The 21,189-nt window shown below is 69.9% G+C and carries 21 protein-coding genes and 2 riboswitches; of the genes, 5 read left to right on the forward strand and 16 right to left on the reverse strand.

Annotated features, from left to right (window positions below):
* Positions 1-54 precede the first annotated feature (54 nt).
* Positions 55-723, forward strand: a complete 669-nt coding sequence (locus ACQF4J_RS15700; RefSeq protein WP_351576132.1) for an N-acetylmuramoyl-L-alanine amidase — start codon at positions 55-57, stop codon at positions 721-723.
* 204 nt (positions 724-927) lie between these two features.
* Positions 928-2,487, forward strand: a complete 1,560-nt coding sequence (locus tag ACQF4J_RS15705; RefSeq protein ID WP_351576135.1) for a multicopper oxidase family protein — start codon at positions 928-930, stop codon at positions 2,485-2,487.
* A gap of 19 nt (positions 2,488-2,506) precedes the next feature.
* Here the strand turns inward: ACQF4J_RS15705 and ACQF4J_RS15710 are convergent, their stop codons facing one another.
* The 3 genes from ACQF4J_RS15710 to ACQF4J_RS15720 all read right to left on the reverse strand — a co-directional run bounded on the left by ACQF4J_RS15710 (position 2,507) and on the right by ACQF4J_RS15720 (position 4,212).
* On the reverse strand, positions 2,507-3,670 hold the full coding sequence (locus ACQF4J_RS15710) for a cysteine desulfurase family protein (protein ID WP_427165852.1): 1,164 nt from the start codon (positions 3,668-3,670) through the stop codon (positions 2,507-2,509).
* A gap of 72 nt (positions 3,671-3,742) precedes the next feature.
* Positions 3,743-4,018 carry a DUF4190 domain-containing protein gene (locus ACQF4J_RS15715; RefSeq protein WP_351576141.1) on the reverse strand — a complete coding sequence of 92 codons (276 nt, stop codon included), beginning with the start codon at positions 4,016-4,018 and terminating at the stop codon, positions 3,743-3,745.
* A gap of 38 nt (positions 4,019-4,056) precedes the next feature.
* On the reverse strand, positions 4,057-4,212 hold the full coding sequence (locus tag ACQF4J_RS15720) for a hypothetical protein (RefSeq protein WP_174267089.1): 156 nt from the start codon (positions 4,210-4,212) through the stop codon (positions 4,057-4,059).
* A 144-nt stretch (positions 4,213-4,356) separates the two neighbouring features.
* Here ACQF4J_RS15720 and ACQF4J_RS15725 point away from each other — a divergent pair, with 144 nt between their 5' ends.
* The gene (locus ACQF4J_RS15725) at positions 4,357-4,983 is read left to right on the forward strand and encodes a TetR family transcriptional regulator (protein ID WP_427165855.1); all 627 of its coding nucleotides are present in this window, start codon (positions 4,357-4,359) and stop codon (positions 4,981-4,983) included.
* Positions 4,984-5,061: 78 nt separating this feature from the next.
* Here ACQF4J_RS15725 and ACQF4J_RS15730 read toward each other — a convergent pair whose 3' ends face one another.
* Positions 5,062-5,439 (reverse strand): hypothetical protein, encoded by a 378-nt coding sequence (locus ACQF4J_RS15730; protein WP_351576147.1) that lies wholly within the window; start codon positions 5,437-5,439, stop codon positions 5,062-5,064.
* Between the two features lie 140 nt (positions 5,440-5,579).
* Entirely contained in the window at positions 5,580-6,557 is a 978-nt protein-coding gene (locus ACQF4J_RS15735) for a helix-turn-helix transcriptional regulator (protein ID WP_427165856.1), read from the reverse strand.
* A gap of 128 nt (positions 6,558-6,685) precedes the next feature.
* Here ACQF4J_RS15735 and ACQF4J_RS15740 point away from each other — a divergent pair, with 128 nt between their 5' ends.
* Positions 6,686-7,273, forward strand: a complete 588-nt coding sequence (locus ACQF4J_RS15740; RefSeq protein WP_351802938.1) for a TIGR03086 family metal-binding protein — start codon at positions 6,686-6,688, stop codon at positions 7,271-7,273.
* On the opposite strand, the gene ACQF4J_RS15745 is transcribed toward ACQF4J_RS15740, so the two are convergent.
* Positions 7,260-8,123: a thioesterase family protein gene (locus ACQF4J_RS15745; RefSeq protein ID WP_351576155.1), complete on the reverse strand. Its 864-nt coding sequence runs from the start codon at positions 8,121-8,123 to the stop codon at positions 7,260-7,262. The genes ACQF4J_RS15740 and ACQF4J_RS15745 overlap by 14 nt on opposite strands.
* A gap of 161 nt (positions 8,124-8,284) precedes the next feature.
* Between ACQF4J_RS15745 and ACQF4J_RS15750 the strand changes: the two genes are divergently transcribed.
* Complete coding sequence (locus ACQF4J_RS15750; protein WP_351576158.1) at positions 8,285-9,502, forward strand: alpha/beta hydrolase; 1,218 nt, start codon at positions 8,285-8,287, stop codon at positions 9,500-9,502.
* Here ACQF4J_RS15750 and ACQF4J_RS15755 read toward each other — a convergent pair.
* From ACQF4J_RS15755 to ACQF4J_RS15800, 10 genes are all read right to left on the reverse strand, one after another.
* The gene (locus tag ACQF4J_RS15755) at positions 9,411-10,067 is read right to left on the reverse strand and encodes a trimeric intracellular cation channel family protein (protein ID WP_351576161.1); all 657 of its coding nucleotides are present in this window, start codon (positions 10,065-10,067) and stop codon (positions 9,411-9,413) included. The genes ACQF4J_RS15750 and ACQF4J_RS15755 overlap by 92 nt on opposite strands.
* A 23-nt stretch (positions 10,068-10,090) precedes the next feature.
* Positions 10,091-11,482, reverse strand: a complete 1,392-nt coding sequence (locus tag ACQF4J_RS15760; protein ID WP_351576164.1) for a M1 family metallopeptidase — start codon at positions 11,480-11,482, stop codon at positions 10,091-10,093.
* A 97-nt stretch (positions 11,483-11,579) separates the two neighbouring features.
* Positions 11,580-12,848: an ABC transporter ATP-binding protein gene (locus ACQF4J_RS15765; protein ID WP_351576167.1), complete on the reverse strand. Its 1,269-nt coding sequence runs from the start codon at positions 12,846-12,848 to the stop codon at positions 11,580-11,582.
* A gap of 14 nt (positions 12,849-12,862) precedes the next feature.
* Positions 12,863-13,960 carry an ABC transporter ATP-binding protein gene (locus ACQF4J_RS15770; protein ID WP_351576170.1) on the reverse strand — a complete coding sequence of 366 codons (1,098 nt, stop codon included), beginning with the start codon at positions 13,958-13,960 and terminating at the stop codon, positions 12,863-12,865.
* Positions 13,957-14,955, reverse strand: coding sequence for an ABC transporter permease (locus ACQF4J_RS15775; RefSeq protein ID WP_351576173.1), 999 nt, complete (start codon positions 14,953-14,955; stop codon positions 13,957-13,959). Before ACQF4J_RS15775 ends, ACQF4J_RS15770 begins: the two co-directional genes overlap by 4 nt.
* A gap of 143 nt (positions 14,956-15,098) precedes the next feature.
* On the reverse strand, positions 15,099-16,889 hold the full coding sequence (locus tag ACQF4J_RS15780) for an ABC transporter substrate-binding protein (RefSeq protein WP_351576176.1): 1,791 nt from the start codon (positions 16,887-16,889) through the stop codon (positions 15,099-15,101).
* Positions 16,890-16,957: 68 nt separating this feature from the next.
* On the reverse strand, positions 16,958-17,965 hold the full coding sequence (locus tag ACQF4J_RS15785) for an ABC transporter permease (protein WP_351576179.1): 1,008 nt from the start codon (positions 17,963-17,965) through the stop codon (positions 16,958-16,960).
* 339 nt (positions 17,966-18,304) lie between these two features.
* Positions 18,305-19,069 carry an enhanced serine sensitivity protein SseB C-terminal domain-containing protein gene (locus tag ACQF4J_RS15790; RefSeq protein WP_427168585.1) on the reverse strand — a complete coding sequence of 255 codons (765 nt, stop codon included), beginning with the start codon at positions 19,067-19,069 and terminating at the stop codon, positions 18,305-18,307.
* 133 nt (positions 19,070-19,202) lie between these two features.
* Entirely contained in the window at positions 19,203-19,997 is a 795-nt protein-coding gene (locus ACQF4J_RS15795; RefSeq protein ID WP_351576185.1) for an enhanced serine sensitivity protein SseB, read from the reverse strand.
* Positions 19,998-20,100: 103 nt separating this feature from the next.
* Positions 20,101-20,769, reverse strand: coding sequence for an AAA family ATPase (locus tag ACQF4J_RS15800; RefSeq protein WP_351576188.1), 669 nt, complete (start codon positions 20,767-20,769; stop codon positions 20,101-20,103).
* Positions 20,770-20,946: 177 nt separating this feature from the next.
* A riboswitch (glycine riboswitch) is annotated at positions 20,947-21,051 on the forward strand.
* A riboswitch (glycine riboswitch) is annotated at positions 21,052-21,159 on the forward strand.
* The last annotated feature ends 30 nt before the right edge of the window (positions 21,160-21,189 follow it).

Here is a 21,189-nt window from a genome sequence, read left to right on the forward strand (position 1 = left end):
TCCAGGGTACGGGGGTCCGGGAACCGGAGCCCGCGAGTATCCGTTGACGATCACATGGGGGCGGAGATGAGGTCCGGGGACGGCGACAGGCGGCTGGGGCGGCGCGCGCTGATCGTCGGCGGGGCGGCCGCCGCCGTCGGCACCGCGGCACTGGCGCGCGAGGAGCTGTCGCACCTGTGGTGGCGGCTGCCGGGCGTGGAGAAGCCGCGGGTGGCGGGCGCGGTGGACTTCCGGGGCGCGCGGTGGGTCGCGGCCTCGCCGGGCAACTACCGGCGGGCGGACCGGCCGGACGACTACCTCATAGACCGGGTGGTCGTCCATGTGACGCAGGGCGGTTACGCGAGCGCGGTGAAGGTCTTCCAGGACCCCGCCCACCAGGCCGCGGCGCACTACATCGTCCGCAGGGACGGGCGGATCACGCAGATGATCCGCGAGCTGGACGTGGCGTACCACGCGGGCAACCGGCAGTACAACGAACGCAGCGTCGGCATCGAGCACGAGGGTTTCGTGGAGCGGAGGTCCTCCTTCACGGACGCGATGTACGCCGCCTCGGCGCGGCTGACGGCGGGGGTCTGCGGGCGGTACGGCATACCCGTCGACCGGGAGCACATCATCGGGCACGTGGAGGTGCCGGGCACGGATCACACCGACCCGGGGCCGTACTGGGACTGGGACCGGTACATGGGTCTCGTACGGCGGGCCGAACAGGCCCGGGGGCGGTGATGAAATCGTGATGCTGTGGGTACCGGGCGTGCTCCGGGTGTCCGTTGCGTCCCGCCCGGTGGAGGTGACCTGCGGGGCGCCAACTACGCTTGCTGTTCAGGGGAGTTGAGTCACCCAGCGCTCACGGCGCGTTCACAGCGCGCGCGGCCGGCTCCTAACTTCGGCCCAGTCCTCGCACAGCCCTCGGGTCAAACATCCCGGGCCATGGCTGACATCACCGAGCCCGACGGCCGCACGAGCGGCACGGGCGGCAAGAGCGAGAAGAAGTCCAGGCACTCCAAGGCCGACCGGGCCTCCGGCGGCAAGGGCATGCACCGGCGCAGGTTCCTCGGCGGCATGGCCGGCGTGGGACTCGGGGCGGTCGCGGGGGCGGGCGGCGCCTTCTCCCTGCTGGCCGAGGCGGGAAGGAACAAGGCGAGCGCGGCGACCGGGACCGCCACCCTCACCGTCCCGGACCTCCTGGAGGGCACCACCTCCGGCGACACGACCACCTTCACCCTGGAGGCGAAGACCGGCACCGCCGAGGTCCTCTCCGGGGTCACCAGCGACACGATGGGCTACAACCAGTCCTTCCTCGGCCCCACCATGAAGTGGACCAGCGGCGACACGGTCCTGCTCGACATCACCAACAGCCTGGGCGAGGACACCACCGTCCACTTCCACGGCGCGCACGTCCCGGCCAAGATGGACGGCGGCCCCCAGGTCGCCTTCGCCGACGGGAAGACCTGGTCCCCTACGTTCACGGTCAAGGACGACGCCAAGACCCTCTGGTACCACCCGCACGCCCTGGGCACCACGGCCAAGCAGGCGGTGCACGGCCTGGCCGGCATGATCATCGTGGAGGACGACTCCACCGCGTCCTCGGACCTGCCCAGCACCTACGGCACCGACGACATCCCGCTCATCTTCCAGAGCCTCGCCACCGACAGCAGCGGCGACATCAAGTACAACCTCACCGGCTACCTGAGCAGCGGCCTGAGCTTCCCGCTGCTGCTGAACGGCACGAACGTCGACGACACCACGCTGACGTTCACGGCGACCAAGACCCGCACCCGGTTCCGGTGCCTCAACGCCTCGCCGTCGGACATCATCACCATCCAGCGCAGCGACGGCGGCACGCTGAACCAGATCGCCACCGACCAGGGCTATCTCACCTCGGCCACCGAGGTGACCAGCATCCGGCTGGTGGCCGGTGCCCGCGCGGAGTTCGTGCTGGACCTGTCGGACGCGGTCACGCTCCAGGCCGTCGTCACCACCGGCTGGGTGCGCGGCGGCAGCGGCACCTACGACGTGCTCGCGATCACCGCGTCCGGCAGCGACACCCCGGACGACCTGCCGAGCTCGCTCAACACCATCGACCGGTACGACACCAGCGACTTCACCGCCCGCACGATCACGCTCGGCCAGAGCGGCACGACCATGACGATCAACGGGTCGGCGGGGACGAGCATGTCGTCCATGGCGATGATCAGCACCACGCTGGGCGCCAAGGAGATCTGGACGATCAAGAACAACACCCAGCTGGAGCACTCGTTCCATCTCCACGACGTGCCCTACCAGCTGATCTCCGTCAACGGCGAGGATCCGACCGGCGTGGACCTCGGCTGGTTCGACACCTACGAGGTGGTCGGCGGCGGTTCCATCGAGATCGCCATGGAGTTCACGGACTTCTCCGACGACACCTACATGTACATGCTCCACTGCCATCTGCTGCAGCACGAGGACGAGGGCATGATGGCGTCCCTGATGGTGACGGACAGTTAGCCGAGCTCGCTGCGGTGAGCTAGGTCAGCCCGGCGGCTCGAGCGCGTTCGACCGCCGGGCCGATCGCCTTGGCGACCGCTTCCACGTCGGCCTCCGTGGAGGTGTGCCCGAGGGAGAAGCGCAGGGTGCCGCGGGCCAGGTCCGGGTCGGTGCCGGTGGCCAGCAGGACATGGCTGGGCTGGGCGACGCCGGCGGTGCACGCGGAGCCGGTGGAGCACTCGATGCCCTGGGCGTCGAGGAGCAGCAGCAGGGAGTCGCCCTCGCAGCCGGGGAAGGTGAAGTGGGCGTTGGCGGGGAGCCGGTCGACCGGGTCGCCGCCGTAGATGGCGTCCGGCACCGCCGTACGCACCGCCTCGACCAGGCTGTCGCGCAGGGCGCCGATCTCGGTGGCGAACCACTCGCGCTGCTCGGCGGCGAGGCGGCCGGCGACGGCGAAGGAGGCGATCGCCGGGACGGCGAGGGTGCCGGAGCGGACGTGGCGCTCCTGGCCGCCGCCGTGCAGGACCGGTACGGGGGTGTACTCGCGGCCCAGGACCAGGGCGCCGATGCCGTACGGGCCGCCGATCTTGTGGCCGGAGACGGTCATCGCGGCGAGGCCCGAGGCGGCGAAGTCGACGGGGACCTGGCCGAAGGCCTGGACGGCGTCGGCGTGCAGCGGGACGCCGAACTCCTTCGCCACGTCGGCGAGTTCGCCGACCGGCAGGACGGTGCCGATCTCGTTGTTGGCCCACATCACGGTGGCCAGGGCGACGTCGTCGGGATTGCGGGCGAGGGCCTCGCGCAGGGCGTCGGGGTGGACTCGGCCGTAGGAGTCGACGGGGAGGTACTCGACGGTGGCGCCCTCGTGTTCGCCGAGCCAGTGCACGGCGTCGAGGACGGCGTGGTGCTCGACGGGGCTGGCGAGGACACGGGTGCGGGCCGGGTCCGCGTCGCGTCGGGACCAGTACAGGCCCTTCACCGCGAGGTTGTCGGCCTCGGTGCCGCCGGAGGTGAAGACGACCTCGCTCGGGCGGGCGCCGAGTGCTTCGGCGAGGGTCTCGCGGGATTCCTCGACCGTGCGGCGGGCCTGCCGGCCGGAGGCGTGCAGTGAGGACGCGTTGCCGGTGATGCTCAGCTGGGCGGTCAGTGCCTCCGCCGCCTCCGGGAGCATCGGGGTCGTGGCGGCGTGGTCGAGGTAAGCCATGGTGGGCCCGATTCTACGGGGCCGGTGTCGCCGGCCTCGGGCCAAGGCTCCCCGGGAGGTGCCCGCCGCGGCTCACAGGCTCCAGGAGACGGTGTTGGACATCTCCATCGCGACGACCAGGACCACGAGGTCGGCCACGCCCAGAGTCAGGCCGAGGAAGGCCCGTCCGCGGCGCTTGGTGCCGCGCCAGAGGGCCGCCCCCGCGAGGGCGATGGCGATCGGGCCCAGGAAGACGTTCAGGACGAGCAGGCCGACGAGGCCGAGGATGAAGGACGCGACGGCCATGCCGTCGGCGTCGCGGCGGGTCGGGGTGGCGGTGGTGCCGTTGGCAGGGGCGGTGAGTTGCATGACGGGTCAGCTCCCGGCAGGACGTAGGGGCGGCAGGGTCAGTGGGTGCGGCGGCCGTGGCGCTCGCGGAGCGCGAAGATGCCGAGCCAGGCGGCGATCAGGGCGGCCGCGACCAGGGTGAAGGTGAACGGCGCGTGGGCGACGGTGCCCAGTACGGCGCCGAAGAGCATGAGTGCGGCGACCAGGAACAGCATGGGATCGATCCCCCTTCGACACGTCCCGAGGGACGCTCTCGTTACGTTTCGGTGAACAGTTGTAGTTACAGTTGTTCACTGACTCTAGAGTCTAGCGCGTTCCCCCGCTTTCCAAATCCAGAGAACAGTTGTTAACTGGATGACATGAGTCACACCCTCGGCATCCGGCAGGCCCAGAAACTGAAGACCAGGCAGGCGCTCCTCGACGCCGCGCTCGGCCTGCTGGAGGGGCAGAGCCTGAGCAGCCTCGGCCTGCGCGAGGTCACCCGCGCCGTCGGCGTCGCGCCGACCGCCTTCTACCGGCACTTCCGCTCCATCGCGGATCTGGGCGTGGCCCTGGTCGAGGAGGCCCTGGGCAGCCTTCATCCGATGATCCGCACGACGGTGACCGCGGCGGACAGCAGCGACGAACGCATAGCACGCGCCATTGAGTTGATTGCCGGTCATGTGGACGCGTACCCAGCCCATGTCCGTTTCATCGCCCGTGAGCGACATGGCGGAGTCCAGTCGGTGCGGGAGGCGATCCGGGACCAGCTCGCCCGGTTCGCCGAGGAGGTGAGCGCCGAACTCGCCAAGGACCGCGAGGCCGAGGGGTGGAGCCAGGAGGACCTGCTGATGCTGGCCCACCTGTACGTGGACCAGATGCTGATCACCGCCTCGCTGTTCCTGGAGGCCCTGGACAGCGCCGAGGAGGACCGGGAGCGGATCACGCAGGTCGCGACCCGGCAGATGCGACTGATCAGCATCGGCCGGCAGCACTGGCTGGACTGAACGGAGCGCCGGACGGCACGAAGGGGCGGCACCCCCGTGCACCGGGAGTGCCGCCCCTGTCGTACGCCGCCTGCGGGGTCAGCTCTTGGTGGCCGCCGCCGTCGGCTGCCCGGTGGGGGCGCCGCTCGGCGCGGCGCCGCCCCGGCCCCCGCCCGGACCGCCGCAGCCGCCCATGCCGCCGCCGGGCCCGCCCTGACCGCCTCCCTGGCCCACGCCGGGGGCGCCGCTGGGCATGCCCGTGGGGGTGCCGGTCGGCCTGGCCGTGCCCGTCGGGGCGCCCGAGGGGGCACCGCTCGGGCGGCCGGAGGCGTTCCCGGTGGGCGCCGAACAGGCCTGCTGCTGACCGGAGTTGCCGCTGTTCGAGGACGACGAGGAGTCGCCCGAGCCGCAGGCCACCAGAGCCAGGGGCGCGAGCGCCAGCAGCGCCACCGCGGGAACGAGACGCACACGCTTCATGAGAGACAACTCCAAGGAGGATGAGGGAGACCTGAGGCGGGCACTCAATCAACGGCGCTTAGGGCTTCCTTGGGGGCGGTCTGTCGGCGGCCTGTGATTCAGGTGAAGGAGACACCAACAACCCGCGCCGACCTGGGACTTCACGAATCGGCGTGACCGGCTCGCTGGTACAGGGCCGTGACGGAGGCGGCTGCCGCCGCCAGCTCCGCGCGCACCTCCGGCGGGGTGAGGACCTCCACGTGGTCGGCGAACGGCAGCAGCTGCCGCGCCTCGCCGACCACGCCGTACGACAGCCCGACGGTCACCCACTCGTCCTCGCCGCCGGCGTCCGGGAGCCGGGCGAGCTGTGCGGCGTTCAGGCGCATGAACATGTCGAGGCGGTCGCGCCGGACCCGGACGGTGACGTCGAGCCCGCCGGGGCGCTCCTCGACCTGACGGCGCAACACCCCCCAGACGTCGCCGAGTTCGACGCCGGGCCGGCGCCGCACCGGCTCGTCCAGGACCGTCGCCGACCGCACGCGGTCGGCCCGGAACAGCCGCGGTCGCGTACGCCGGTCGGCGACCAGGTACCAGACGCCCGCCTTCGAGACGAGGCCGTACGGGTCGACGGTGTACGTCCGCGGCTCCTGCTCCCCGCTGTGCCGGTAGCGCAGCCTCAGGCGGCGGTCGGCGAACACGGCGTCCTGCAGCACGTCCAGGTCGGCGGGCCTCTGCGGACCGCCCTTCCAGCGCGTGGCGTCGACCAGGATGCGGCGGCTGGTCACCTCGGCGGCCGGGCGGTACGGCGCAGGCAGCGCGGCCATCACCTTGCGCAGCGCCGAGCCGAGGGCGACGTCGAGGCCGAGGGCCGCGTGCGCGCCCTGGGCGGCCAGGATGAACAGGGCGCGGGACTCGTCGGCGGTCAGTCCCGTGACGTCCGTACGGAAGCCGGCGAGCAGCTCGATGCCGCCGTGCCGCCCCCGCTCGGCGTAGACGGGGACGCCGGAGGCGGACAGGGCCTCGACGTCCCGGTAGATGGTGCGCACCGACACCTCCAGCCGCTCGGCCAGTTCGTGCGCGGGGACGCGGCCCCGGGTCTGCAGGAGCAGCAGGATCGACAGCAGGCGGTCGGCTTTCACGGCACCAGGATCCAGTGCCGCGAAACCTGCGGCAAATGTTGACGGAAACTGTCAGGTTATGCGGGGACTCTTCGGGTGCCGGCCCACCAGCTTCGGGTGTCGGCCCAGCAGAGAGAGGCAGCAAGCACATGAACGTCATCGACCCCCGCCCCCTGTACGCCCGCGCCACCGAGCAGGTGGCCGCGCTGATCCGGACCGTCCGCCCCGAGCAGCTCGACGGCCCCACCCCGTGCGCGGAGTTCGACGTCCGCACGCTGCTCTCCCACATGGTCGGCGGCAGCCTGCGCATCGCGGTCGTCGGCGAGGGCGGCGACGGCATGGCCGTGCACCCCTTCGCCGAGGGCGTGGCGGACGAGGACTGGACGACGGCGTACGAGGAGGTCCGCACGCGCGTCGTCAAGGCCTGGGAGAGCGACACCCGCATGGAGGCGCCGGTGCGGGTGCCGTGGGGCGAGGTCCCGGGCCGGGCGGCTCTGTCGGGGTACCACATGGAGCTGGTGACCCATACCTGGGACCTCTCCGAGTCCCTCGGTCACCCTCTCGCACTCGACCCGGAACTGGCCGATTTCGCGCTGGCCACGGCCCGCCGCGTGCTGGCGGAGCCCGAGCGGGACGCGGACACACCCTTCGCGTCGGCCGTGCCGGCCCCCGAAGGGGCCGACGTCTACGGGCGACTGGCGGCCTGGCTGGGGCGTGAGCCGCTCAGCCGAGCCTGACGCGGGCGAGCTGGCGGGACTGGGCGACCAGGCGGTCGGTGCTGTCCCAGACCTCGGCGTCCTCCTCCAGGAAGCCGCCGGCGAGATTGCGGGTGGTGATGGAGACGCGCAGCGGGCCGGGAGCGGGACGGGAGCGGACGTGGACCGTCAGCTCGACCGTGGGGACCCAGCCCTTCAGACCGATCTCGAAGGCGGTGGGTGGGAGCGCGTCCACCGCGAGCAGGAGGGAGAGCGGGTCGGCGTCGCGGCCGTCGGCGAGGCCGAACCAGGCCCGCATCTCGCCCCTGCCGGAGGGGGCGCCGAGCGCCCAGCCGAGGGTGGCGGGGTCCAGCTTGATCATCAGACGGTCGGTGATGGCCGAGCTGCCGGGGACCGGCGTCGGGCCGTCCTGGGGGCCGAAGCACTCCTGCAGCGGCGGGATGGCGGGCGGCGCGGCGGTCGTACGGACGTCGTCGGGGAGGGAGTCCAGGTCGCCGTAGGAGGCCAGGACGCGGATGCGTTCCACCTCGCGGCCCTCCTCGTCGTACTGCAGGAGGGAGGCCTGGCCGGTGGAGAGGGTGCGGCCGGTGCGGACCGTCTCCGTGCGCACGACCGCCGGGCCCGGCTGGGACGCGGTGAGGTAGTGCGCCGAGATGGTGAAGGGGTCCGGGTGCGGCAGCGCGTCCGCGAGGGCGCGGCCCAGGACGGCCAGGAGGTAGCCGCCGTTGACGGCGTTGATGATGGTCCAGCCGGCGGAGAGGTCGATGTCGTACACGCCGGGGGCGCGTGCGGTGAGCGCGGTGTCGCGGTCGAACTCGCTGTCGCCGATCGTGGCCCGCGTCGGGGTCGCGGCGGAGGCTGCTTCTGGCATGGATGAACCGTACAACAGGAAATTACTAAGCGGTAGCTTTGAATGTGACGACGGTGTGACACGGGGCCGGACGCCGTCCCCTGGGTGAGATACCGGCAATTTCTTGGTAAGTGTCCGTACTCGTCCTCAACCCGGGGCCCTTCCCGGCCCTCTATGGGGACATGAGCCTCACCGGGACTCCGTTCCTCTACACCCTGATCGTGCTGTTCGCGGTCGCCCTGATACTGCCGCTCGTCCTGTGGTCGCGGGTGCGCGGGCCCAAAGCCCTGCGCGCGGTGGCCCGGATGTTCATGGTGCTGTTCGCCCAGGGAACCGCGGTCGCGCTGGTCTTCGTCCTCGTCAACAACGCCAACAGCCTGTACGACAACTGGGCCGACCTCCTCGGCACCGGAAACCACGTGCAGCAGGCCGCCAACCTCGGCGCCGACGGCACCGGCGGCATAGCGCTGAAACGGTTGCCCAAGGTGCGGCAGAACTTCACCGCGGCCACCGGCCCGGGCATGCGCGGAGTGCGCGAGACCCAGCTCAAGGGCCGCGTCTCCGGCGTCAACGCCGAGGTCTACGTCTGGCTGCCGCCCCAGTACGGCGAGCCGAAGTACGCCCACCACAAGTTCCCCGTCGTCGAGCTGCTGCCCGGCTACCCCGGCTCCGCGAAGGCCTGGTTCGGCTCGCTGCACGCGACCGCGCAACTGGCCCCGCTGATGCGCAACGGCGAGGTCTCGCCGTTCATCCTGGTCGCCCCGCGCACCAACCTGCTGGCCGGCGTCGACACGGGCTGCGCCAACATCCCCGGCACCGTCAACGCCGACAGCTGGCTGAGCATCGACGTGCCGAAGATGGTCATGGACAACTTCCGGGCGCAGCCCGCCCCCAGGGGCTGGGCGGTCGCCGGGTACTCGGCGGGCGCGCACTGCGCGGTGAAGCTGGCCGTCGCCCACCCGGACCGCTACATGGCCGCGGTCAGCATGTCCGGCTACAACGACCCGATCGGCGAACGCAACTCGCTCGCAGCGCAGAACCTGCGGATCCGGGCGGCGAACAACCCCTATCTGCTGCTGAAGAAGGCGCTCACGCCGCCGCGTATCGCGCTGTACATCTCCGGCCAGCCGCGCGACGGCTACGAGGCGGGAGTCGCCCTCGAACAGACCGCGAAGGCCCCGACGACGGTCCACGTGATCTTCATCCCGAGGAGCGCGGGCGGCCACAACATGGCGCTGTGGCGGCCGCAGGTGGTCCCGGCGTTCCGCTGGCTGTCGGTGCAGATGGGCCAGCACCGGGCCCGCGGCACTACTCCTCTCGTACCGTCGAGCGGCGGTTCCACGCACGCGGCGCTCGCCAGTGGTACCGCATCGCGAGCAGGCGCAGGACGAAGGCGGTGACGACCGCGAGGCCGCTGGTGAACGGGGTGAGGGCGTCGTAGCGGATGCACAGGACGACCATGGTGGCGCCGACGATCGCCGGGACCGCGTAGAGGTCGCGGTCCCAGCGCAGCAGGGACGGCACCTCGTTGGCGAGGACGTCGCGCAGCACACCGCCGCCGACGGCGGTGGCGAGGCCGAGGGTGGCCGACGAGGTGAGGTTCAGTCCGTACTCGTACGCCTTCGTCGTGCCAGCGACGCAGAACAGGCCGAGGCCGGCCGCGTCGAAGACGTTCACCGCGAACTGGATGCGCTCCACCTGCGGGTGCAGGAAGACGACCAGGAGCGCGGCGAGCAGCGGGGTGAGGAAGTAGCCGAGATCGGTGAAGGCGGCCGGCGGTACGGCGCCGATCACCAGGTCCCGGAACAGCCCTCCGCCCAGCGCGGTGACCTCGGCGAGGACGGCGATGCCGAAGACGTCGAAGTTCTTGCGGACGGCCAGCAGCGCGCCGGAGATGGCGAACACGAAGATGCCGATGAGATCGAGCGTGTGCTGGACGGAGGGGCTGAACAGTTGCTGAAGCACCCCACATTCTTACGCAGGGGTTTTCACAGGGCCGGCTTGCCCGTCGTGTAGAGCCACTTCTGGAACAGGTCCCCGAGCTTCTGGCCGGAGATCCGCTCGGCGAGGCGGATGAACTCGGCGGTGTTCGCGTTGCCGTAGCGGTGGCTGCGCGTCCAGGTGGGCAGCAGCTGGAAGAACGCCTTGTCGCCGATGCGCTCGCGCAGCGCCTGCAGGGTCATCGCGCCGCGCTGGTAGACCGCGGAGGCGAACATCGTGTCGCGCTGCGGGTCGGCGACGGTGATCTGCCAGAACGGGTTGTCGGCGGGACGGGCGTTGTAGGCGGCCAGGAAGGAGTCGTGGGCGCTGCGGGTGCCCTGGTGGTCGGCCCACAGCCACTGGGCGTAGGTGGCGAAGCCCTCGTTGAGCCAGATGTCCTTCCAGCGCTCCACCGACACCGAGTCGCCGAACCACTGGTGGGCCAGCTCGTGCACGATGGTCGTCTCGTTGCGCACGGCCGAGTACGCGGGCTTGCTCTGCACCTCCAGGGAGAACCCGGCCTCAGGCATGTCGTCGACGATCGCGCCGGTCTCCTCGAAGGGGTAGGGCCCGAAGACCTGCGACCAGTAGTCGGTGGCGGCGGCCGTGACGGCGTACACGTCGACGTTGTTGCTGTTCGCCAGCACCGGGTCGATGGCGACGTAGATCGGGATGCCGGACGGTGTGCGGCCCGTCCTCACGTCGAACTTCCCGATCGTCGCCGTCGCGAGGTAGGTCGCCATGGGCCTGCTCTCGCGCCAGTGCGTGTACGTGGAGTCGCCCTTGTCGTACGTCGAGACCAGCCGGCCGTTGGAGACGCCGGTCAGGCCCTTGGGGGCCTTGATGCGTATGTCGTAGGTGGCCTTGTCGGCGGGGTGGTCGCTGGAGGGGAACCAGGTGGAGGCGGCGTTGGGTTCGCAGGCGACGAAGACTCCGTCGGGGGTCTTCATCCAGCCGTAGTCGGAGCCGAAGACGATGGGGCTGTTCAGGGCCTCGGGGACACCGCCGTAGGTGACGGCGACCCGGAAGTCGCGGCCCTTGCGCAGAACTCCCTTGGGCGCGATGTGCAGTTCGTCGCCGTCGCGCGTGAAGTCGGCGCGTCTGCCGTTCACTTCGACCCGGGTGACCTCCAGTTTCTGCAGGTCGAGGTCGAAGGACGAGAGGGCCCGGGTGGCGCGGGCGGTGAGGGTCGTACGGCCGTCGAGGCGGTCGGTGCCTGGGTTGTACGCCACGTCGAGGGCGTAGTGCCGGGCGTCGAAGCCGCCGTTGCCGAGCAGCGGGAAGTAGGTGTCGCCGATGCCGGGGGCGCCCGGAGTGGGGGCGGAGGACGCGGCGACGACAAGGAAAGAGGCCGCCGCGGTAGCGAGGGCCCCTAAACGTGCCGAACGGGAGAGTTTCATGAGCCGTCCCTTTCGAGCGTGTGCCGATAAGTCGGACACGGACGACTCTGAACTCTCCCGTTCGAACATGTGCATGACTTTGCCAACTTGTCATGCGTTACTTGTCGGTTGACTCCTGGCTCTCGGCCGCGTCGGCACCGGACTCGGTGGCCTTCGCGGGCTCGGCAGCCTCGGCGGACTCCGCGGGCTCGGTCTGCTCGCTCTGGTCCGCGACCTCCGCCGCCACTGCCGCCGACGTCTCCGCCGACTCCGCGAGGACCTCGTCGGAGACCAGTTCGGCCGCCTCCTTGGCCGCGGTCAGCAGGACGGTGTCCTGCGGGGCCTGGTCCTCGAAGTTCTCCGGGTGGTGGCAGGCGACCTGCTGGCCGGGCTTGAGCTCGACGAGCTTCGGCTCGGTGGTCCGGCAGATCTCCGTCGCCTTCCAGCACCGGGTGTGGAAGCGGCAGCCGCTCGGCGGGGCGATCGGCGAGGGCACGTCGCCCTTGAGCAGGATGCGCTCGCTCTTGGCGCTCCTGCGCCGCGGGTCCGGGATCGGCACCGCCGACATCAGGGCCTTGGTGTACGGGTGCATCGGCGCCCGGTACAGCGAGTCCCGGTCCGCCAGCTCGACGATCTTGCCCAGGTACATCACCGCGATCCGGTCCGAGACGTGCCGGACGACCGAGAGGTCGTGCGCGATGATCACGTACGTCAGGCCGAGTTCCTGCTGGAGGTCGTCCATGAGGTTCACGACCTGCGCCTGGATCGACACGTCCAGCGCGGAGACCGGCTCGTCCGCCACGACCAGCTTCGGCTTCAGGGCGAGCGCGCGGGCGATGCCGATGCGCTGGCGCTGACCGCCGGAGAACTCGTGCGGGTAGCGGTTGTAGTGCTCGGGGCTGAGGCCGACCACCGACAGCAGCCGCTGCACCTCCTTCTTGATCCCGCCCTCCGGCTCGACGCCCTGGAGCCGGAAGGGGGCCCCGACGATCGTGCCGATGGTGTGGCGCGGGTTCAGCGAGGAGTACGGGTCCTGGAAGATCATCTGCACGTCACGGCGCATCGGGCGCATACCGCCCACGCCGAGGTGCGTGATGTCCTTGCCCTCGAACTCGATGGAGCCGGCGGTCGGTTCGAGCAGCCGGGTGATCAGCCTGCCCATCGTCGACTTGCCGCAGCCCGACTCGCCCACGACGCCGAGGGTCTCGCCGGAGCGGACCTCGAAGTCGATGCCGTCGACCGCGCGCACGGCGCCGACCTGCCGCTGCAGCAGGCCCTTCTTGATCGGGAAGTGCTTCTGGAGCCCGGTCACCTTCAGCAGGGTCTCGCCCGGCGCGACCCCGTCCTTGACGGCCGCCGCGCCCTCGCTCTTCGCGGGAGTGGTCACAGCTTTGTCCTCGCTCACAGCTTCGGCGCAATCTCTTCGGTCCAGATACGCTCCCGCTGCTCCTGCGTCAGATGGCAGGCGGCCCAGTGCTGGCTGCCGACCTCGGTCAGCTCGGGGCGCACCGTGCGGGTGACGTTGTCCTTCGGGATGTCCGCGTAGGGGCAGCGCGGGTTGAAGGCGCAGCCGGACGGGATGTTGATCAGCGACGGCGGGGAGCCCTTGACCGGGATCAGCCGCTCCTGCTGCTCACGGTCCAGACGCGGCATCGAGCCGAGCAGGCCCCAGGTGTAGGGGTGGCGGGGCTCGTAGAACACCTTCTCCGCCGGGCCCCGCTCCACGCAGCGGCCGCCGTACATCACCAGGATGTCGTCGGCGAGCTCGGCGACGACGCCCAGGTCGTGGGTGATGATGATGACCGCGGAGCCGAACTCCTTCTGCAGGTCCCGGATCAGGTCCAGGATCTGCGCCTGGACGGTCACGTCCAGGGCGGTCGTCGGCTCGTCCGCGATGAGCAGCTCGGGGTTGTTCACCAGCGACATCGCGATCATCGCGCGCTGGCGCATACCGCCGGAGAACTCGTGCGGGTAGTTGTCCACCCGCTTGTCCGGCTGCGGAATGCCCACCCGGTCGAGCATCTCGACCGCGCGCCTCTTCGCGGCCTTCTTGTCGACGTTGTGGTGGATGCGGTACGCCTCCACGATCTGCTGGCCGATCGTGTAGTACGGGTGCAGGGCCGACAGCGGGTCCTGGAAGATCATGGACATCTCGCGGCCGCGCAGCTTGCGCACCTCGTCCGGGTCGGCGGACAGCAGCTCGGTGCCGTCCAGCCAGATCTCGCCCGAGATCTGCGCCTTGCGCTTGCCGTACTGGCCGGCGGTGTGCAGGCCCATGATGCCGAGCGAGGTCACCGACTTGCCGGAACCGGACTCGCCCACGATGCCGAGGGTCTTGCCCTTCTCCAGCTTGAAGGAGAGCCCGTCGACGGACTTCACCAGGCCGTCGTCGGTCGGGAAGTGCACCTTCAGGTCGCGCACTTCCAGGAAGGACGTCGGGGCGGGCGAGGTGCTCGTGGGCTCGCCCACGGCCGCTCCGCTCTTGCTCAGTTCCGTCATGCGAGCCTCACTCGGGGGTCGATCACGGCGTACAGGACGTCCACCACGAGGTTGGCGATCAGCACCGCGAGAGAAGTGATCAGGGTGACGCCCAGGATGATGGGCAGGTCCTGGGTCTTGATGGCGTTGAGCACCGCCTGGCCGAGGCCGGGCAGGCTGAACGTCGTCTCGGTCAGGATCGCGCCGCCGATGAGGGCGCCGAGGTCCATGCCGAGCATGGTGAGGATGGGCGTCATCGTGGAGCGCATGGCGTGCTTGCTGATGACGACCTGCTCCTTGAGGCCCTTCGCGCGCGCCGTGCGGATGTAGTCCTCGCCGAGGACCTCCAGCATGGTGGCGCGGGTGATCCGGGCGTACATCGCCGCGTACAGGAACGCGAGGGTGACCCACGGCAGGATCATGCCGCCCAGCCAGCCGGTGAAGCTTTCGGTGAGGGGCACGTACTTGCCGTCGATCCAGCCGAGGCCGTAGCTGAAGATCGCCAGCGACAGCAGACCGGTGAAGTAGATCGGCAGGGACACACCGCCGAGCGCGATGACCATCGCGCCGCGGTCCCACAGGGTGCCCCGCTTGAGCGCGGAGAGCACACCGGCCGCGACACCGAAGACCAGCCACAGCACGGCCGCACCGAGCGCCAGACCCAGGGTCACCGGGAAGCGGTCGGTGAGCACGGGCCAGACGTCCTGCTCGGTACGGAAGGAGTAGCCGAAGCAGGGCGCGGCGCAGTGGGTGATGTCGCCGCCGCCCGAGTAGGTGCGGCCGACGAAGATGCCCTTGAAGAAGTGCCAGACCTGAACGAAGATCGGGTCGCTCAGTCCCAGCTTCTCGCGCACCGCTGCCACCGACGCCGGGTCGGCCTGCTTGCCCACGAAACTTGAGGCGATGTCCACGCCCGCCCACTTGGGGACGAGGAAGAAGATGCAGAAGACCACCAGGATGATGACCACCAGCATCACTGCGGCGGCGAAGAGCCGCCTGATGAGGTAAGCGAGCACAGCTAACGGCCCGCCGCGGGACCGCGGGCCACCGGATGGGGTACCACCCACGCCTTTTGGGCTGTGGGGGACATCCGGTGGCTCACGGTCCCGCCGCGCCGGCCTTCACCTGCCTTTCGTGCCGTTCGGCGGGTGTGCCGGGTTTACTTCGTGGACTTCAGACCGATGTTGACGAAGTCGTAGTAGCCGCTGAAGGCGTTCGACGTGTAGAGGTTGCCGATCCGCGAGGAGCGGAAGTTCAGCAGCCGCTCGAAGGTGAAGGGCAGGTAGTACGCGCCCTCGCTCACCTTGTGGTTGATGTCCGTGGCGATCTGGGTCTTCTTCGCCTCGTCCTGCGTACCGATGTACTGGTCGAACAGGCCGTCGATCGTCTTGTCCTTGATCATGGCGAAGTTGTTGTTACCGCTCTGCAGGATGTAGTGGCTGCTCCACAGCGGGATGCCGTAGCCCTGGACGGTCGGGAAGTCAGGACCCCAGCCCATGATGATGATGCCGAGCTTCTTCTTCGCCACGTTCGCCGGGGCGCCGATGATGCCGGAGCTCTGCGAACCGTCGTACTGGTAGATGTCGGCGTTGATGCCGACCTTCTTCAGCGCGGCCTGCAGGGACGTGGCCGTGGCCACCTCCTGCGCCTTGTTGTTGCGGACGGCGATGGTGGTGCTGAAGCCGGTCGGCTTGCCGCAGGCCTTCAGCTCCTTCTTGGCCAGGTCGGCGTTGCCGTTCTTGTTGGCGCCGGAGATGCCGTACGGGTCGTACTTCTGGCCCTCGGAGCCCGCGACCGACGGCGGGAGCATGTTGGTGCCGATGAGGCCACCGGCGACCGGGCCACCACGCGCGGTCTGCAGCGACACGTGGTCGGCGGCGTAGATCACGGCCTTGCGGCAGTGGATGTTGTCGAACGGCTTGACCGTCTGCGGGAAGACCGCGTAGCGGATGAAGCCGGAGACCGGGTTGTCCAGGTTGCCCTTGTGCTGCTTCAGGGCGATCTGGCGGGCCTGCGGGCCGAGGCCCGTCTGGCTGGCGTCGATGTCGTAGTCGCCGTTGATCAGACGCTGGTCGGAGTCGTTCTGGTTGGACGAGATGTCCAGCGTGATCTTGTCCGGGTACGCCTTGCGGACCGGGTCCGAGGACGCCTTCCAGTTGGTGTTGCGGACCAGCACGAGACCCTTGCCCGGGCTGTACGACTGGAACTTGTACGGGCCGGAGGAGAAGGGGTGCAGCGTGTACTTGGCCTTGGTGTCCTTGTCCTGGCGGATCGGGGACGCCGTGACCATGGCGAGGACCTCGGGGAAGTCCGAGTTCGCCTTGGGCAGGTGGAAGACGATCGTCTTCGCGTCGGGCGTGGAGATCGCCTTCAGGCCGAGCTTGTCCTTCGAGGTGTCCTTGTAGGGACCCTTGTAGGTGTTGTTCGGGTCCAGCATCTGCTGCAGGTAGATCGGGCCGCCGGACAGCACGTCCTGCGCCCAGACGCGCTCGATGCCGTACTTGATGTCCTGCGAGGTGATGGCCTTGCCGTCCTCCCACGTGACGCCGTCACGCAGGTGGAAGGTGTAGGTCTTGCCGTCGGACGAGACCTGGCCCATGTCGGTGGCGAGGTCCGGGGTGAGCTTGGCACCCTCGGCGCCCGGCGCCGTCTTGTAGGTGAGCAGCTGACGGCTGTAGTAGCGAGCGAAGTCCCACATGAAGCCGTAGTAGCCACGCGTGGTGTCCCAGAAGTCGGCGTCCTGGGTGCTGACGTACTTCAGGGTGCCGCCCTTCTTGACCTGATCGGCCTGGGCGACCTTGTTGTTCGCGGCGTCGAAGCCGGCCGCGCCGGACGACGAGCCCCCCTTGTCGTTGCCGCCGCCGCACGCTGCCAAGGTCAGCAGCCCGGCGACCGCGGCAGCAGCGGCCAACGCCTGCTTGCGCCGCCCTGAGGTGCGTTGGGTAGTCACGATCTCGGATCCTCCGGATTTGATGAGAGACCCCGTGCTGGTGCCACGGGACGCTTGCGGTGGGGCGGTCAACGGGAGCCCTTCGGGTCCAGCGCGTCCCGCACGCCGTCACCGAACAGGTTGAAGGCCAGAACGGTGATGAAGATCGCTACGCCCGGGACGATCATGTACATGGGGTCCGAGTCGTAGTAGTCGATCGCGGTCGACAGCATCTGTCCCCACGAGGACGTGGGCGGCTTGACGCCCACACCCAGGAAGCTGAGTGCCGCCTCGGTGAGGATGTTGGTCGGGATCATCATCGTCGTGTAGACGATGATCGGCGCGACGAGGTTGGGCAGCAGTTCCTTGAACAGGATGTAGAACCGCCCGGCTCCCAGGGACCGTGCCGCCTCGACGTACTCCCGCTCACGCATCGAGAGGGTCTGGCCGCGCACCACTCGCCCGATGTAGGGCCAGCCGAAGAAGCCGATGACCAGGATCATCACGAACACACGGACGTTGGACCCGGTCAGCCCCAGCATGTCGTTGGGCATGACGGAGACCAGCGCGATGATGAACAGCAGCTGCGGGAAGGCCAGCAGGCCGTCCATGACACGGCTGATGACCGAGTCGACCCAGCCGCCGAAGAAGCCGGCCAGGATGCCCAGGATCGTGCCGAGGACGACGGCGACGATCGCGGACAGGAAGCCGACGAGGAGCGAGATCCGGGCGCCGTAGAGGACGCGGGCGAAGATGTCGCGGCCGTTGACCGGCTCGACACCGAGCCAGTGCTCCCCGCTGACACCGCCCAGAGATCCCTTGGGGGTGCTGAACAGGGGGTCGATCAGGCTCTCGTGGTAGGCGTCGGGGTCCTGACCGTAGGCGTGGGCGATCAGGGGGGCGAACAGCGCGACCAGGATGAGGAGGAGCACGACGACGCCGCCCGACAGGGCGAGCTTGTCCCGCTTGAGGCGCTCCCAGGCGATCCGGCCCAGGGAACGGCCCTGAACGGCCTTGGCGCCGGCTGTGGCAACCGCTGCTTCCTCGGCCGCGCTCGGGGCCGCTTCCGCAGTCGGCTCGTGCAATGGTGCCGTCATCTGGCAGGGACCCCTCTTCGATTCAACCGGCGGTGGCCGGCCCGCACTTGCCGCTGTGGCGGCGTGATCAGCCGTAGTACACGGGGACGAAGTCCCCTGGAGCGGGAGTCTTCAACGCTTTGGCGATCTGTTGCCAGACTTGGCGGTGAATGGATGCGCAAACGTGATGCGGGCTGATGGGTTCCGTTATCCGGACAGTGGGTAACGGGGGCCGGACGGGAATTTTTTCGGACATTTAGTTTACAACCGGATCAGTCGGCGGTATCTACGCGCGAAGAACGTCTCCTCCGGTCTGAACCAAAGGCGCGCGTCTCAGTACGTGTCGCCCGGAGCGGACGCTCAGTACCCACCCCGCACCGGCGGGTAGCCGTAGCCCGCCACGGGCGCCTGGGCGGGGGCGGCCGCCGGGGCGTGTGCCTCGCGGTCGTAGAAGGGGCGGGCGCTCGCACGCATCCACAGCGCGACCGGGTCGTGGTCGTCGGACATCGCCACGGTCGACACCGGCAGCCCGTCGGGTACGGCGCCCACGGACTGCTGCATCATCGCGCGGACGGAGTCGACGGCACCGGGGCTGGTGTCGTACACGTCCAGGCCGATGGCGAGGTACGGCGCGCCGAGCGCCGGCTGCACCCACGCGCGGCGCAGGGAGCGTACGGCGGGGGTGCGGTGGGCGTTCTGCGTGAGGAGGGCGTAGAACTGCGGGATCTCGACGGCCGGCTCCGACAGCCGCAGCGGGCCGGCCGGCTGGCGCTCCAGGCCGGTGGCGATACGGCGCAGATCCAGCCAGGGGATGCCGACGCCGCCGCCGGGGGCGTGCGGGTTGAGCCAGAGGCCGAAGTGGTCGGGGTAGAGGGTGCGGGCCACGTCGTAGCCGTCCACCACCTCGTACGACCGGTTCCAGCCGCTGGCGCTCAGTTCCTGGGCCGAGGTGACGCAGGGGGCGTAGCCGTAGCCGTCGACCTCCATGTTTCCGTACTGGGCGTCCGGCGAACCGGCCTGGCCGTGCCACAGGAGCATCCAGATCTGACCCGAGCCGGACGTCGCGAGGGCGCGGAGGAGTGCCTCGTAGGCGTCGTAGCGCCCGGGCGTCACCTGGCGCAGCATGTGCTCGACGCTGCCGCTGAGGCTCGCGCTCACCTGTCGTACCGCCCCTTCGAGAAGTTGCCCCGCATTGAGTGACAGCTTAAGCGCCCGGTGGCTCGGAACCTGTGGTGCGTACGGCGTCGCCGCCCGGCGTCTAGAGGTGGTCCCTGATGTAGAAAGGCCGCACGTGGTCCCTCATCCACACCGCCACCGGGTCGTCGGTGACGTCGAGGAGGACCAGGTTCACCGGCCACTGGGTGGGGATCCGGGTCACGGCTCTCTCCAGGGCCTGCAGCGGCAGGGCCCTGAGGTCGCCTTCCCGCTGGGAGAGTTCCACGCCGACGAACATCACCGGGTCGGCCGTCTCCACGGCCGCGAGGCAGCGGCGGGCCGTGACGACCACGCCGGTCTCCGCGAACTCCGCCGAGGCCGCGGCCAGGAAGTCGATCGGGTCGTCCTGCCAGTCCGGTTCGTAGAGCTTGACCCGGCCGCCGGAGGCCGGGCCGTCGAGGGGGGTGCGGCCCACGCGGCACAGCTCGGCGACCCCGGCGGGCGGCAGGGGGATGCCGACCACGCCGTCGGGGTTGACGACGAGGCCCACCTGCGGGGGCAGGCCGCGGGCGAAGTCGACGGCCGGGGCGATGGTGTACGCCATGTGGCTGCCGACGACCTGCCGGAACTGTTCCTCGGAGCTGAAGACCGGGACATAGGCCTGGCCCTCGATCTCCACCGTGGGCAGGTCGACGGGGCCGCTGTCCGGGCCGCCGCCGTTGGGCAGCGGGATCCACAGGTAACTGCGGCCCAGGACCTCGATGATCCGGCCACCGGCGGAGGGGACGCCGAGGGAGGCCGACAGCACCTCCTCCAGCTCGTTGCCGGGCCAACCGCCGTGCGGATGGGGGTGTGCCTGCGTGGGAAAGTCCGCGGGGAGATCCGCTGGGAAGTCCATCTGTCTACGACCGCCTGCTGAGAACCACTGCTGAGGCTGGCAAGGCTAGCGGGTACCACCGACACCGCCCCCTCCCCGCGCACGGGCTGCCGGTGACACCGGGTCAGGTGGTGAAGGTGATTCTGGTGAGGGTGTCCGCCGCGGGGCGGTCCAGGAGGTGGGCCGAGGTGACACCGGTGGGCAGGTCGCCGCGTTCGACGGAGCGGATGAGGCGGGCGGCCGCGGTGCGGTGGCGCAGGAAGGCGTAGCGGGAGACGCCCCGGCCGCGCTCGCGCTGGCCCTCCAGCGCGGTGCGCGGGGTGACGTCCAGGAGCAGCAGGTGCAGGGCGCCGTCCCGGCGGCGGGCCTCGCGGGCCAGCCAGTCGCGGACCCAGGCCTGGGTGCCGCAGTCGTGCACGACGACGCCCTCGCCGCGGCGCAGGGCGCGGCGCAGGCCGGCGAAGTGGGCGAGGCGGACCAGGGGGCGGTAGAGCGCGTACGGCAGGAGGCGGGGGGCACGGGCCTCCCAGCGGTCCCGGGTGTCCTGGGAGTCGACGCGTATGCCCCGCACCGCGCGCCTCATCAGCGTGGACTTGCCACTGCCGGGCAGGCCGGTGACCACGACGACGTCACGGGGGCCGAAGAGCAGCGCGTGCGGGCTGCGGCCCGAGCGGTCACGGAGGTCGCGGACGACCGGCGCCGGGCCCCGGCCGCACCGCTCTCGGGCCGGGGCCGCGGACTGCTCGGGCAGCGCGACCGCCGAAGTCGTGGCGTACACCGTGGTCCTGTTCACCGTGATCGTCCTTCCTGCGGGGTCAGGAAAGCTTCTCCCCACTGTTTGTAAAGGGAAGGTAATGCAGGATGTCTCGCGGTTCGGTTCTTTTCCCGCCACAGGCCTGTTACAGATGCGGCCTGCCACGGGCCGGGCGGGGCGTGCAATGATGTGCGCGCCAACTGCATACCGGCCGTTTGAATCCGCGCGGGAGAGTCCCCGGCAGCACGCTCGCGTCGCTGGGGCGCCGAAGGAGCAAGTCCCTCCCTTGAATCTCTCAGGCCCCGTTACCGCGCGGGCGAGGCACATCTGAAAAGCGGGCCGCCGTCCTCGGCGGTCCCACCCACGGTGCAAGCCATGCCCTCCGCGGTCATGGCGAACCTCTCAGGTTCCGATGACAGATGGGGAGGAACGACCTCGCCCGTCATGACCTCGTCGTCA

The sequence above is a fragment of the Streptomyces sp. C1-1 genome (assembly GCF_050214755.1).
Classification (GTDB): Bacteria; Actinomycetota; Actinomycetes; order Streptomycetales; family Streptomycetaceae; genus Streptomyces.